This is a genomic window from Streptomyces sp. NPDC006655, from assembly GCF_040703965.1.
In the GTDB taxonomy this organism is placed as follows: domain Bacteria; phylum Actinomycetota; class Actinomycetes; order Streptomycetales; family Streptomycetaceae; genus Streptomyces.
The window spans coordinates 110,733-124,058 of the sequence record NZ_JBEYJU010000008.1 but is presented as its reverse complement, the minus strand read 5'-3'; the positions used below and the strand labels follow the sequence as shown (position 1 = coordinate 124,058).

Genomic DNA, 13,326 nt, shown 5'->3' with positions numbered 1-13,326 from the left:
CGGTCATCTCAGCGCGTGCGACGCGCTCGGGCGGGGAGAAGTCGTTTACTGGCCGTGACCGGCCGAACCTGTCTGGTACGGCGCACTGTTGGCCGTCTTGTGCGCGGGACGGGCGCTGTGTCACCTGGCCGGGTGGCCGCCGGTCGCCGGCTGCTCCAGGTGGGAGGCGAGGACCGCGGCCTGCACCCGGCGCTGCACGCCCAGCTTGGCGAGCAGACGGGAGATGTGGTTCTTGACGGTCTTCTCGGAGAGGTAGAGCTTCCTGCCGATCTCGCGGTTGGTGAGGCCGTCGCCGATCAGGGCGAGGATGTCGCGCTCGCGGGGCGACAGACTCGCCAGTTCGGCGGGCACGGAGGGCGTGTCGGCGGGGTCGGCGCGCAGGGAGCGCATCAGGCGGGCCGTGGTCGCGGGGTCCAGCATCGACTGGCCGGAGGCGACCGTGCGGACCGCGGAGACCAGGTCGGAGCCCTTGATCTGCTTGAGGACGTAGCCGGACGCCCCGGCCATGATCGCGTCGAGCAGGGCCTCCTCGTCGTCGAACGACGTCAGCATCAGGCAGGCCAGGCCGGGCATCTGGTCGCGCAGTTCCCGGCAGACCGTGATGCCGTCGCCGTCGGGCAGGCGGACGTCGAGGACGGCCACGTGCGGACGCAGCGCCGGGCCGCGGGCGAGGGCGTGCTGGACCGTACCGGCGTCGCCGACGACCGAGATGTCGGGCTCCGCGTCGAGGAGGTCGGTGATGCCACGCCGGACGACCTCGTGGTCGTCCAGCAGGAACACCCGGATCGGATCCTGTTCCGTGAAGGTGCGTGACTCCGTCATGACGACCTCTCGTCCTCGGCGGCCGCCCGGCGGGCCGCGGGCTGCCCAGGAGGATCATCGCGCCGCGCGGCGGGACGCACTAGGGCCGTCCGGCCCCACTCGTGCGTTCCCGGCCGTCCGGCGCAGCGGGCACCGGCCCCGGGGACAGGTCGAACTCCACGTCCACGACGCCCTCGACGGCCCTGACCAGGCGGGCCCCCACGGGCACCAGGGAGGTGTCCCGGATCCGGCCCGCGAGCGTCACGACCCCGTCGTGGACGTGCACACGCAGCACCGAGTCGGGGGCGGGGAAGAGGTACGACACGATCTCGCGGCGGACCTCCTCGGCGATCTCCTCGTCGTCGCGCAGGAAGACCTTCAGCAGATCGGCGCGGCTCACCACGCCCTGGAGGACGCCCAGACCGTCGGTCACCGGCAGCCGCTTCACCTTCGCCCGTGCCATGACGCGCGCGGCCTGCGCGAGCGTCGCGTTCGCGGGAACGGTGAGCGCGGGCGACGTCATCAGCTCGCCCGCCGTCGCGGCCCCGGCCGGGGCGTGGACGCGGCGCGGCCGGCCACTCCGGTCGGGGTCGCCGTCCCGGAGCTCCTCCACGGGCAGCAGGTCCGCCTCGGAGACGACGCCGACGACCCGGCCCTCGCCCTCGACCACGGGCAGGGCGCTGACCCGCCAGTCCCGCATCAGCTGGACGAGTTCCTTGAAGGAGGCGTCGCGTCCGACGCTGACGACGGTCGTCGTCATGACGTCGCTGACGATGTGCGGCGTGCCGTGCATGGGGCTCACTCCTCAGCCGTTGTCGTTCCGGACGGAGACGGGGGAGAGCAGGCAGCGCACGTCGACCACGCCCTCCACGGCGCGTGCCAGGCGTTCGGCGACCGGGGCCAGATCCGTCCCGTCGGTCCAGCCGGAGAGGGTGACGACTCCTTCGCTGACCTCGACCCGGATGTGGTCGGCGGAGAGGGGGAACAGCGGTTCGACGACCTCCTGGCGCACCTCCTCGGTGAGTTCCTCGTCGTCCCGCAGGAAGACCTTGAGCAGGTCGGCCCGGCTGACGATGCCCGAGAGCAGGCCCACACCGTCCACCACGGGCAGCCGCTTGACGCCGCGCCGGGCCATGATGCGCGCGGCCTCGGCCAGGGTGGCGTCGGCGTGCACGGTCACCGCGGGCGCGCTCATCAGCTCACCGGCGGTCACCCCGCCGGCCTTGGCCAGGTCGGCGAGCCGCTCCCGCTGCACGAACCGGTCCGGATCGCTGTCCCGGAACTCCTCCTTGAACAGCAGATCGGCCTCGGACACGACGCCGATCACCCTGCCGTCGCCCTCCAGCACGGGCAGGGCGCTGACCTGCCACTGGTCCATCGACGAGACGACGTCCTTGAACGGGGCGTCACGGCCGACGGCGACGGCACCGCGGGTCATCACGTCGCCGACGGTGTGCGGGCTGCCGTGCATGGTTGCCTCCTCGGAGCTCCTCGGATCTCCTCCCAGCGTGGGCCCGGTCCGGCCCGGGCACCAGGGCTGAGCGGGGCGGGCGAGGGGGCCGGGTGGCCCCTCCTGCCGGCCGGCCGCCGGTGCGATGGTGAGAGGGGATCCATCTGCCGCGCGAGGTGGCAGTCCGAGGAACGGCGGTGGGGACGATGACGGCGATGACGCTTCCCCTGGTCGTGGGCGTCGACGGGTCCGACGGCAGCCTGCAGGCGGTCGACTGGGCGGCGGACGAGGCCGCCCGCCACGACGTGCCGCTGCGGCTGGTGTACGGGTCCCTGTGGGAGCGCTACGAGGGCGGCCTCCCCGAGGTGGGCACCGAGCGCCCGTCCGAACGCGTGCTGGCCGAGCACATCGTCGCCTCGGCTGCGGACCGCGCGGCCCGGCGCGCCCCGGACGTGAAGGTCACCACCGACATCCTCCCGGAGGACGCGGTGGACGCCCTGCTGCACGAGGGCAACAACGCCTCCCTGGTCGTCACCGGGTCGCGGGGCCGGGGCGAGCTGACGGGACTTCTCCTCGGCTCCGTCGGCCTGGCGGTCGCGGGCCGGGCACACTGCCCGGTGACCGTGGTCCGCGGGGACGCAGCCGGCCTGGCGGGCACCCACGAGCGGATCCTGCTCGGCGCCGCCGACCCGGCCTCCGGCGCCGCGGCCGCGCGCTTCGCCTTCCGTGAGGCGGCGGTGCGCGGTTGCGTCCTGGACGTGGTCCGCGCCTGGCGCCGGCCCGGCACCGCCGAGGCACCCGCCCGGGAGGCCGAGGCGCGGGCCTCGGCGCTGCTCGACGCGCTGCTGCGCGAACCGGCGGCCGCGTACCCGGACGTGCGGGTACGCACCGTGACGGTCGAGGGCCCGGCCCACCGGATCCTGGTCCACCGCTCGGCCGCCGCCGACCTCGTCGTCCTGGGCGCCCACCGCCGGCACGGCCACCACGGCCTCCAGTTCGGCCGGGTGGTCCACACCCTGCTGCACCAGGCGGACTGCCCGGTGGCCGTCGTACCGCACGGCGTGTGAGCGCCGCCGGTGGCGAGGGGAGCCGAGGGGAGCACCGAGGTGAGGTGGGAGCACTGGGAGTACGACGGTTACGCACCCGCCGACGAGCGGCTCAGGGAGTCGCTGTGCACGCTCGGAAACGGCTACTTCGCCACCCGGGGCGCCCTGCCGGAGTGCGCGGCGGACGACGTGCACTACCCCGGCACCTACGTGGCCGGCTGCTACGACCGGCTCACCTCCCAGGTCGCCGGGCGCCGGGTCGACAACGAGGACCTGGTGAACCTCCCGAACTGGCTGCCGCTGCGGTTCCGGGTGCCGGGCGGGGACTGGCTCACCCCGGAGACCGCGCCGGTGCTGGAGCACCGGCAGGTCCTGCACCTGACCGACGGGGTACTGGAGCGGCGGACCCGCTACGGGCTCGGCGCCGGGCGGGTGCTGGACGTGCGCCAGCGGCGGCTGGTGCACATGGGGGACCCGCATCTCGCCGCGCTGCGCACCGAGTTCACCGCCGAGGGCGTCACCGGCGAACTGGAGGTGGAGGCGGCGCTCGACGCGGACGTCCGCAACGCCGGGGTGGCCCGCTACCGGGAGCTGGACGGCCGTCACCTGACCCGCGTGCGCACCGGTGCCGCCGCCCCGGACACGGTGTGGCTGCGCTGCCGTACCCGCACCTCGGACATCCGGATCGGCATGGCCGCCCGCCTCGGCCCGGCCGCCCCGGTCGCGGCGGGCGACGGCCCCCGCGGAGCCGTACAACGGCTGCGGCTGCCGCTGTCGCCCGGCCGTACCCGCACCGTGGACAAGACCGTCGCCGTGCACACCTCCCGCGACCCCGCGATCGCCGACCCCGTGGCGGCCGCCGTCGACCGGGTGGGCGCCGCGCCCGGATTCGACGCGCTGCTGCGGACCCACCGGCGGGCCTGGGACCAGCTGTGGCGCCGGACCGCCCTGGACGTCCCCGGCAGGGCCGGCGAGATCCTGCGGCTGCACCTCTTCCACGTGCTGCAGACGCTCTCCCCGCACACCGCCGACCTGGACGTCGGCGTCCCGGCCAGGGGCCTGCACGGCGAGGCCTACCGCGGTCATGTCTTCTGGGACGAACTGTTCGTCCTGCCCTTCCTCGACCTGCACTTCCCCGAGGTCTCCCGCGCCCTGCTCCACTACCGGTACCGGCGCCTGGAACGCGCCCGCGCCGCCGCCCGCGCGATCGGCCGGCGCGGCGCGATGTACCCCTGGCAGAGCGCCACCGACGGACGCGAGGAGTCCCAGGCACTGCACCTCAACCCGCGGTCGGGACGCTGGCTGCCGGACCACTCGCACCTCCAGCGGCACGTCGGCTCGGCGGTGGCCTACAACGTGTGGCGGTACTGCGAGGCGAGTGGCGACACGGAGTTCCGGCACACCAAGGGCGCCGAGATGCTCCTGGAGATCGCCCGGTTCTGGGCGGACTCGGCCACCTGGGACGACCAGCTCGGACGGCACCGCATCCGCGGTGTGGTCGGCCCCGACGAGTACCACGACGCCTACCCCGGCGCCAGCCGGCCCGGCCTCGACGACAACGCGTACACCAACGTCACCGCCGCCTGGGTCCTCACCCGCACCCTGGAACTGCTGGACACCCTGCCCGGACCCCGCCGCCGCGAACTCACCGCGCGCACCGGCCTGGACGACGCCGAGCTGCACCGGTGGCAGGAGGTGTCACGCACCCTCCACGTGCCCTTCCACGACGGTGTCGTCAGCCAGTTCGAGGGTTACGGCGATCTCGCCGAACTCGACTGGGACGGCTACCGCGAACGGTACGGCGACATCCGCCGGCTGGACCGCCTCCTGGAGGCCGAGGGCGACACCGTCAACCGCTACAAGGCCTCCAAACAGGCCGACGTCCTGATGCTCGGCTACCTCTTCTCGCCCGCCGAACTCCGGTCCCTGTTCGCCCGGCTGGGTCACGAACTCGACGAGGAGACCTGGACCCGCACGGTCGACCACTACCTGTGCCGCACCAGCCACGGCTCGACCCTCAGCGGTCTGGTGCACGGCTGGGTCCTGGCCCGCGACCGGCGCGCCGACGCCTGGGCGTTCGTCCAGGAGGCGCTGCGCGGCGACATCGCCGACGTCCAGGGCGGCACCACCGGCGAGGGCATCCACCTGGGCGCCATGGCGGGCACCCTCGACCTCGTCCAGCGCGGGCTGACGGGGCTGGAGACCCGGGAGGGAGCGCTCTGGGTCGACCCGGTGCCGCTGCCGGAACTGTCGTCGTACGGCATGTCCCTGCGCTACCGGGGGCATTGGGGCGTGGAGCTCCGGCTGCGGCGCGGGCGTCTGGAGGTGGCCGTGCCGTCGTCCGACGAGTCGCCGATCGACGTCCGGCTGCCGGACCGCACGGTGTGCGTCGAACCGGGTGAGACCTGCGTACTCGTCCTCCCGCCCCCCGCCGACCGTCCCCCGCACGGTCCGACCGCTCCCGGCCCCCCCGCCGACCGTCCCCCGCACGGTCCGACCGCTCCCGGCCCCCCCGCCGACCGTCCCCCGCACGGTCCGACCGCTCCCGGCCCCGCCCCCGACTGAGCCCCGCACGGTCCGACCGCTCCCGGCCCCGCCCCCGACTGAGCCCCGCACACCTGGGATGCCGGTTCAGGGCGGTTCCTGGAGGACGGTCCGGGCGACCGGCCCCAGCAGGTCGGCCAGTCCGCGGAACACGTCGAGGAACAGGTCGTCGACGGTCAGCACGCCCACCACCCGGCCCAGCTCCAGGACCGGCAGCCGACGCACCCCGGTGCGGCGGAAGGCACGGTAGGCGGCCCGGAGGTCGTCGCCCGCGTCGACGGTGACCACCCGGGCCGACATGACCGCCTCCACCCCCGCGTCTCCGTCGAGGCCGCCGCCCAGCCCGCGCAGCGCGACGTCGCGGTCGGTGACGATACCCACCAGCACCCCCTCGTCGTCGACGACCAGCACCGATCCGACGGAGGCCGCCGCCATCCGCCGGGCCGCCTCGGCCAGTCCCACGTCAGGGGCCACCGTCACCGGCGGGGCGGTCATCACCTCGGACACCTTCATACGCCACCTCCCGGGGGCGGGACGGCACGACGTCGAGCACCTCGGCCACCGGACGCCGGGGGCTGGGGTGGCCGAGGGGGCCGTAGCCGAGCCGGATCACCATCTGCACATGAGCCATGCCGGAACCCGGGTCGCGGGTCACCCGCCGCAGCTCGGGCCACTCCAGGGTCTGGGACACCATGGAGGCGACCAGCCCGCCGTCCGTGGCCGTGAGCAGGACCCGCTCCAGCGCCTGCCCCGCGCGCAGCCAGTCCGCCGGCCCGTCCCGGCCGGTGCCCAGCAGCGCGAGGTGCGGATTCCGCTCGAACACCGCCCAGCCGCGCCCCGGCACGGCGTGCCCGGCGGCGAAGTCACGCACCGCGGTCGCGGGACCGTACCGGCTGGGGCCGAGCGCCTCGACGGGGATGCCGTCCGACGTGGGGGAGCCGCCCGCCGGGCCGGACCGGACCCAGTGGGCCGTCTCGGCGCGCAGGTCGGGGTCGACCGCTTCCCGGCCCTCGGCGTCTTGCACCAGTTCCAGCAGCTCCTGCACGTGCCAGGTGCCGGGGAAGACCAGCTGCGCACCCTCGGCGTCCGCCGCCTCGCACAGCCGCTCCCGCAGCCCGGCCGGTATCGGCCGCTCGCTGAAGGGGCGACGGCTGGAGTGGCGCCGGGGGAGCGCCGGATACAGAGCGGCGAGGGCCCGGTCGGCTGGTGCGGTGGCGTCCAGGGTCACCTCGGCGAGCAGCGTACGGTCCGCCGGATCCGGCAGCGGCCGTACCACCGGGGCCCACCCGGCCGCGCAGGCGGCCACCCGCAGGTTGAACAGCGCGGCACCGCACCCCATGTGCAGGCCGCGGGCGTCCGGGTCGGTGTGCGGCAGCGCGCGCGAGGGATCGGCGTACAGGCGCAGGACGGCGTCGGCGGCCAGGTAACGGAAGCGCCACGGCTGTGCGTTGTGCAGCGACGGCGCCGTGGTGGCGTCGGCCACGAGTGCGGTCAGCGTGTTCGCGTCCACGTGCTGAGCGGTCACGATGACTCCCTTCGCCGGGCCCCGCTCCCAGCGTGACCGGTCACCACCGGGGCGGGCATGGGCCGCACGAACCCCGCGAGGGGCCACTCGGCCCAAGCCGTGCCCGGTCCCGCCGGCGCAGGCTGAGGACGTGGACGCAACTCCGACCGAGCCGACCGCTCCGACCGTGAACGACGTGATGACCCGCACCGTCGTCGCCCTGCGCACGGGCGCGACCTTCAAGGACATCGTGAAGACCATGGGGGAGTGGCGCGTCAGCGCCCTTCCCGTGCTGGACGGCGACGGGCACGTCGCCGGTGTCGTGTCGGAGGCGGACCTGCTGCCCAAGGAGGTGTACCGCGAGGGCGCGGAGAACCCCCGGGAGCACCTGCGGCACCTGGCCGACGCCCGCAAGGCGGATGCCGTGACCGCCGGTGAGCTGATGACCGCCCCGGCCGTCACCGTGCCGCCCGGGGCGTCCCTCGCCCACGCCGCCCGGCTGATGGCCCGCCGCGGGGTGAAGCGGCTGCCGGTCGTCGGTCACGACGGGGCGCTCGTGGGCATCGTCAGCCGCTCCGACCTGCTGAAGGTCTTCCTGCGTGACGACGAGGACATCGCCGCTGAGGTACGCCGGCAGGTGGTCGGCCATCTCTTCGGCACCTTCCCGGCACCCGTGGCCGTCGAGGTGTGCGACGGGGTCGTCACGATCACCGGACGCGTCGAGGACACCGTGCTCGTCCCGCTGGCCACCCTGCTGGCCCGGTCCGTACCCGGAGTCGTCGACGTCCACTGCGCCCTGACCGGACGACGGCGCCCTTGAGAGGTGACTGAGAGGTTCCTGTGCAACGCTGGCGCGCCTGAGCACCCCGGTATCCCAGTGACTCCTCCCCCAAGGACCTGATTCATGACCCTGATAAACGGCCTGCCCGCCCACGTCCTGCTCGTGCACCTCGTCGTGGTCCTCGTCCCCCTGACCGCGCTGGCGCTCGTGGTCGCGGCGGTCTCGCCGCGGGCGGCCCGGCGCATGGGCGTGGTGCTGCCGCTGCTCGCGCTGGTCACGCTGGTCGGGGTGCCGCTCACCACGCAGGCCGGTGAATGGCTGGAGCGCCATGTCACCGACGACGCCCTGGTGCGCCGGCACGCCGACCTCGGGGACGGGCTGCTTCCCTGGGCCCTGGGCCTGTTCGTGCTGGCGGCCCTGGTCTGGTGGGCCGGCCGGTCGTCGGCCGCGGCGGCGGGCCCGGATTCCGCGGGCGGCTCCGTCTGGTCCGGCACGCCGCTGCGGGTGGCGGCGGTGGTCCTCTCGCTGGCGGTGGCGGCGGGCGCCGTGGTGGACGTCTACCGCATCGGCGACTCGGGCGCGAAGGCGGCGTGGCACGACAGCTTCTCCCAGTCCGCCTCGAACGGCGGCACGGAACGATGACCGGTCCCTGCCCTCAGCGGCGGGGACAGCTCAGCACGGAGGCGGACACGTCCAGCTCGGCCGGCGCGACCCCCGCCGCCGGGCCCACCCCCTCCATGGCCCAGCGGAAGACACGGCGCCCGTCCATCCGCAGCCACGGCTGCTCCCGTACCCCGGGCGCCCCCGCGTAGTCGGCCCGGACGAACTGCCGCACACCCACACCTGCCGACCGTCGCGGCCTTCTGGCGGCCGGGTGACGGAGATCCTCGACCGGTCGCGAGGCCGGTCAGTGGCAGGGCCTCGGGTCGGGATGCCCGGCGTGCGCGACCGGTACGGCGCACTGGCCGTGGCCTTCGGCGTGCCGGAGGCGGACCACGGCGTCGAGACCACCGCCGGGGGCCGCCTCCAGGGTGACCTCGCCCCCTCCCGCGCGGGTGAGGTGCCGTACCAGGGGCAGGCCGAGGCCGGTCCCGTCGTGGTCGGCGTGGGGAGCACGCCAGAAGCGGTCGAAGGCCCGGTGCCGTTCGGCCTCGGTCATGCCGGGACCCTGGTCGATCACGTGCAGCTCGGTCATGGCCGGGGTACGGGCGCCCCGCGCGGGGGCGGCGACGACGGCCAGGGTGACGGCGGTTCCCGGTGCGGACACGCGGAGCGCGTTGGAGAGCAGGTTGTCGATGATCTGTTCCAGTGCGCCGGGGACCGCCAGCACCGGCACGGACGTTCCTCCGGTCACGCGGATGTCGACCTGCTGTTCGTCGGCGAAGGCCGTCCAGATGTCCGCGCGGCCGGAGACGACGGCGTTCAGGTCGGCGGCTTCTGCCCGGATCTCCGTGTTCTCCAGCCGTGCCAGTGCCAGCAGCCCCTGCACCATGCGGCTGAGCCGCTCCAGCTCGCCGAGCGCATGGTCGAGACTGTCCTGGGCGCACGGGGCGAGGTGCGGCTCGAAGTTCTCCAGACGCAGGCGCAGCGAGGTCAGGGGGGTCTTCAGCTGGTGTGACACGTCGGAGGCGAACGCCTGCTGCGCCTGGAGCAGGTGCTGGAGCCGGGTCGCGGTCCGGGTGAACGACGCGGTGAGCCGGCGCAGTTCCGGCGGCCCGTGGCCGGTGGCCGGCGGATCGGTGATCCGGCCTTCGGCGAGCTGCGCGGTGGCGCGTTCCAGGGCCTGCACGGGGCGGGTGATCGAACGCGCGAGAGCGAACCCGATCAGCGAGGCCGCCGCGAGGACTCCGAGACCGACGGCGGCCAGGACCAGCCAGGTGGTGCGCACCCTGGCCTTGACCGGGCCCAGCGCGTACACCGTTCGCACCACACAGGCGACGGTGGGGGCGGAGCCGCCCGGCACGGTGACGAAGAGGAGTCCACCGTCCGCGGACGGGGCCCGGCGCGTGCCGACGGCGGGGCGATCGCGCAGCGCCGTGGAGATGTCCGGCTCGGCGGACAGGTCCGTGCCGACCGGGGCGTGGGCAGCGGTGTCGGTGAGCACGACGCCCCGGCGGTCGGCGACGAGCACGGTGGCGCCGGTCCGCCGCCCGTACGCGCGGGCGAGGTCGGGCAGGTCGGCCGTCAGCCCGTGCTCCATCTTGTCCTCGCACACCTCGGCGAGCGTCATCGCCCCCTGCTCCGCCGTCCGGGAGAAGCGGGCCAGCTCGCTGCGGGCGTAGAAGACGCCGAAGGGCACTTCGAGCGTGAGCAGGACGAGCAGTATCAGGCCCAGGTGGCTGAGCAGGAGGCGACGGGTCACCGGATCTCTGCCGGGGGGACGAGGCGGAAGCCGATTCCGCGGATGTTCTCGATCCAGGACGCGTCGCCGAGTTTTCGGCGCAGCGCGGCGATGTGGACGTCCAGGGTCTTGGTGGGGCCGAAGAAGTTCGGTTCCCAGACCGTGTCGAGGATCTGCCGGCGGGAGCAGACGGCGCCGGGGTCCTCCGCCAGGCAGGCGAGCAGGTCGAACTCCTTGGGGGCGAGGGCGATGGACGACCGGTGCAGGCGTACCTGCCGGGTGCGGCAGTCGATGGTCAACGGGCCGATCCGCTGGACGCCGGGCGTCCCGGGACGATCAGGGCCGTCGGCGCCCTGCGCCGAGCCACCCGGGGGGTCGGCGAGGGCCGGGCGGGCACGGCGGGTGACGGCACGGATCCGGGCGACGAGCTCCCGGACACCGAACGGCTTGGAGACGTAGTCGTCCGCGCCCAGTTCGAGCCCGAGCACCCGGTCCACCTCGTCGTCCCTGGCCGTGATCATGATGATCGGCACGGCCGAGCGGGACCGCAGCGCCCGGCAGACGTCGATGCCGTCCATGTCGGGCAGCCCCAGGTCCAGCAGCACCATGGCCGCCTCCGGCGCGGCGAGGCCCTCGGCCCCCGTTCTGGCGTGGTCCACGGTGAACCCGAACCGGCGCAGCCCCTCCGTCAGCGGCCCGGCCACCCGCTCGTCGTCCTCGATCAGCAAGACACGCATGCCGAAAGGCTCACAGACGCCGGCCCCGGCGCGTGGCGCAAACGCCGCAAGCTCCCCCGAGTCAGTGATCTTCCACGACCGGCTCATTCGGTGGGGCGCGGTTTCCTGACGACATCAAGGATCCGGCCAGCGTGGCGTAAGCCGAGGGTTAAGACCTCGGACGCCCGGCCCGCGGTCTCCCAGGTGAGGCCCGGATGCCGATCCAGGGCCGGCCCGGGGGCCCCGGTGTCGTCCGTGTCCGGTCCGGCCGAACCGCGCCGGCAGAAACGCTGTTTCGGAGGTGTCCGCGCCCCCTCTCGCTGTCTTCGCTCTGGCAGTTCCCTTGATCGTCTTCCCGTAGCGTCGGCCGGGCGGTCGGTGCCACCGGAGCACCACCGGACCACCCGCCACCGCGAGAACCAGGGACACCGCATGCCCATCGACGAACTGCGCCGCGTCCGCCCGGACCTGGTGGAGCCCTTCACGACCGCGCTCCCGGGAGCACGCGCCACCGTGCTTGCCCGTCTGTGGGGCGCGTTCGCACGAGAACCGCTGCCCGGTGTGACCACGCGTCGCCGTGCGTCCGGATCCCTGGTCGTGCACCTGCGGCGGGGCGGTTCGCTCTCGGCGGCCGAGGCGGACGCGCGGCCGTTCGCCGACGTACCGCCCGACTTCGCCGTGTCGGGGCCGGAGGGACCGATCGGCGATCCGGCCCGGCTGCTGGCACAGCTGGGACTGCGTACCACCGCGGCGCAGCGGCTGGCGGCCGAACTCGACAACAGCGTCGTCAACCTGGCCCTCGCCAGAGCCGCGAACGCGGGCCGGAAGGCCGCTCCGGCCGACTCGGCGGATGCCGAGCAGGCGGTCGTCGACGGCCACCCGCAGCACCCCTGCTGCCGGACTCGCACCGGCATGTCCGTCACCGACGTGCTCGCCTACGCGCCCGAACACCACCCGGTCGTCCGGCTGGCGCTGCTCCGGGTCCCGGCCGACCGGTGGCAGGGCGCCGGCGACTGGCCGGCGACCCTGCGCGACGGCGACGCCCACCTGCTGCCGGTGCACCCCTGGCAGCGCGACCACGTGCTCCGGCACCACCGCGACCTGGTGGTCGTCGAGGAGACGGTCCCGGCCCGCCCGCTGCTGTCGCTGCGTACCCTCGCCCCGCTGGGCGGCGCCCTGCCCGGCTGCCACGTCAAGACCGCGCTCGACGTCCAGGTCACCAACTACCGGCGCACCATCTCCGCGGCCGAGGTCGCCGACGGCCCCCCGCTGTCCGAGCTGGTCGCGGCCGTCATCGACAAGGCCGGACACGGCGGCGTCCTGCGCGTCCTGCGGGAGCTGGGCGGCGGCTCGGTGCGCGTGGACGGGCGGCCCTCCGCGAGCCTGACGGCCATGATCCGCGAATCGACCGAGTGCCATCTCGACGCCGGTGAGATCGCCGTGCCGCTCACGGCCGTGCACGCGACCGGGGCCGCCGTGGTGGCGGGGGACCCGGTGCGCTGGCTGGCGGACCTCGCCGGTCTCGTCCTGCCGCCGGCCCTGACGCTGCTGTCCATGGGGGTGGCCCTCGAGGCACACGGCCAGAACACCCTGGTCGTCCTGCGGGACGGACGGCCGGTGCGGGTGCTGTACCGGGACCTGGACGGCGTCCGGGTCAGCCCGCGCCGCCTTGCCCGGTGCGGTTTCACGCTGCCTCCGCTGCTCGGCAGCCGCGCCGGCGACGACATCGGCGCGCTGCGCACCAAGCTCTTCGGGGGCCTGGTGAGCGGCGTCTTCAGCGAGCTGGTCGACGTCCTCGGCCGGACCCGGGCGGCCGAGCCGCGGACGCTGTGGGGCACGGTCGCCGAGGCCGGCCGCCGTGTCTTCGCCGACCTGCCGGACCAGGAGGACGCGGCGGCGTTCTTCGGGGACACGATGCCGCTGAAGGCGACCGTCGCCATGCGCCTGTCCGCCAACCCGGGCGCCGCGCAATGGACGTCCGTCCCCAACCCCCTGGCGCTGTGCCGTTGACCTCCGACCGACCGCCTTCCCCCAGGAGCGACCACATGACCACCGGCACCGCCCCCGGCACCGACCGTGCCACCACCGCCCCCGCCCCTCACACCGACCGCACCACCACCGGCACCGCCCCCGGCACCGACCG

The 13,326-nt window shown here is 74.5% G+C and carries 13 protein-coding genes; 5 read left to right on the top strand and 8 right to left on the bottom strand.

Annotation, left to right across the window (positions count from 1 at the left end; all coding sequences use genetic code 11):
• Window positions 1-120: 120 nt before the first annotated feature.
• The 3 genes from AB0958_RS07180 to AB0958_RS07170 form a co-directional block, all read right to left on the bottom strand.
• Entirely contained in the window at window positions 121-822 is a 702-nt protein-coding gene (locus AB0958_RS07180; protein ID WP_366889307.1) for a response regulator transcription factor, read from the bottom strand.
• A 79-nt stretch (window positions 823-901) separates the two neighbouring features.
• A complete protein-coding gene (locus AB0958_RS07175) occupies window positions 902-1,594 on the bottom strand; it encodes a CBS domain-containing protein (RefSeq protein WP_366889306.1) in 693 nt (230 codons plus the stop codon).
• 12 nt (window positions 1,595-1,606) lie between these two features.
• Complete coding sequence (locus AB0958_RS07170) at window positions 1,607-2,272, bottom strand: CBS domain-containing protein (protein ID WP_366889305.1); 666 nt, start codon at window positions 2,270-2,272, stop codon at window positions 1,607-1,609.
• A 194-nt stretch (window positions 2,273-2,466) separates the two neighbouring features.
• Here AB0958_RS07170 and AB0958_RS07165 point away from each other — a divergent pair, with 194 nt between their 5' ends.
• Both AB0958_RS07165 and AB0958_RS07160 read left to right on the top strand, forming a co-directional pair.
• Window positions 2,467-3,318, top strand: a complete 852-nt coding sequence (locus tag AB0958_RS07165; protein WP_366889304.1) for a universal stress protein — start codon at window positions 2,467-2,469, stop codon at window positions 3,316-3,318.
• Window positions 3,319-3,357: 39 nt separating this feature from the next.
• Window positions 3,358-5,862, top strand: a complete 2,505-nt coding sequence (locus AB0958_RS07160) for a glycosyl hydrolase family 65 protein (protein WP_366889303.1) — start codon at window positions 3,358-3,360, stop codon at window positions 5,860-5,862.
• A gap of 66 nt (window positions 5,863-5,928) precedes the next feature.
• Here AB0958_RS07160 and AB0958_RS07155 read toward each other — a convergent pair whose 3' ends face one another.
• A complete protein-coding gene (locus AB0958_RS07155; protein WP_366889302.1) occupies window positions 5,929-6,336 on the bottom strand; it encodes a CBS domain-containing protein in 408 nt (135 codons plus the stop codon).
• A complete protein-coding gene (locus tag AB0958_RS07150) occupies window positions 6,305-7,366 on the bottom strand; it encodes a nitroreductase (protein WP_366889301.1) in 1,062 nt (353 codons plus the stop codon). Before AB0958_RS07150 ends, AB0958_RS07155 begins: the two co-directional genes overlap by 32 nt.
• Before the next feature lie 178 nt (window positions 7,367-7,544).
• Between AB0958_RS07150 and AB0958_RS07145 the strand changes: the two genes are divergently transcribed.
• Together AB0958_RS07145 and AB0958_RS07140 are read left to right on the top strand one after the other, a co-directional pair.
• Window positions 7,545-8,165 carry a CBS domain-containing protein gene (locus AB0958_RS07145; protein ID WP_366889342.1) on the top strand — a complete coding sequence of 207 codons (621 nt, stop codon included), beginning with the start codon at window positions 7,545-7,547 and terminating at the stop codon, window positions 8,163-8,165.
• An 84-nt stretch (window positions 8,166-8,249) separates the two neighbouring features.
• A complete protein-coding gene (locus tag AB0958_RS07140; protein ID WP_366889300.1) occupies window positions 8,250-8,768 on the top strand; it encodes a DUF2231 domain-containing protein in 519 nt (172 codons plus the stop codon).
• A 13-nt stretch (window positions 8,769-8,781) separates the two neighbouring features.
• Here the strand turns inward: AB0958_RS07140 and AB0958_RS07135 are convergent, their stop codons facing one another.
• From AB0958_RS07135 to AB0958_RS07125, 3 genes are all read right to left on the bottom strand, one after another.
• Complete coding sequence (locus tag AB0958_RS07135; protein ID WP_366889299.1) at window positions 8,782-8,961, bottom strand: hypothetical protein; 180 nt, start codon at window positions 8,959-8,961, stop codon at window positions 8,782-8,784.
• Between the two features lie 72 nt (window positions 8,962-9,033).
• On the bottom strand, window positions 9,034-10,488 hold the full coding sequence (locus AB0958_RS07130) for a HAMP domain-containing sensor histidine kinase (RefSeq protein WP_366889298.1): 1,455 nt from the start codon (window positions 10,486-10,488) through the stop codon (window positions 9,034-9,036).
• Complete coding sequence (locus AB0958_RS07125) at window positions 10,485-11,204, bottom strand: response regulator transcription factor (protein ID WP_366889296.1); 720 nt, start codon at window positions 11,202-11,204, stop codon at window positions 10,485-10,487. Before AB0958_RS07125 ends, AB0958_RS07130 begins: the two co-directional genes overlap by 4 nt.
• 411 nt (window positions 11,205-11,615) lie before the next feature.
• Between AB0958_RS07125 and AB0958_RS07120 the strand changes: the two genes are divergently transcribed.
• Complete coding sequence (locus tag AB0958_RS07120) at window positions 11,616-13,193, top strand: IucA/IucC family protein (protein WP_366889295.1); 1,578 nt, start codon at window positions 11,616-11,618, stop codon at window positions 13,191-13,193.
• Window positions 13,194-13,326: the final 133 nt, after the last annotated feature.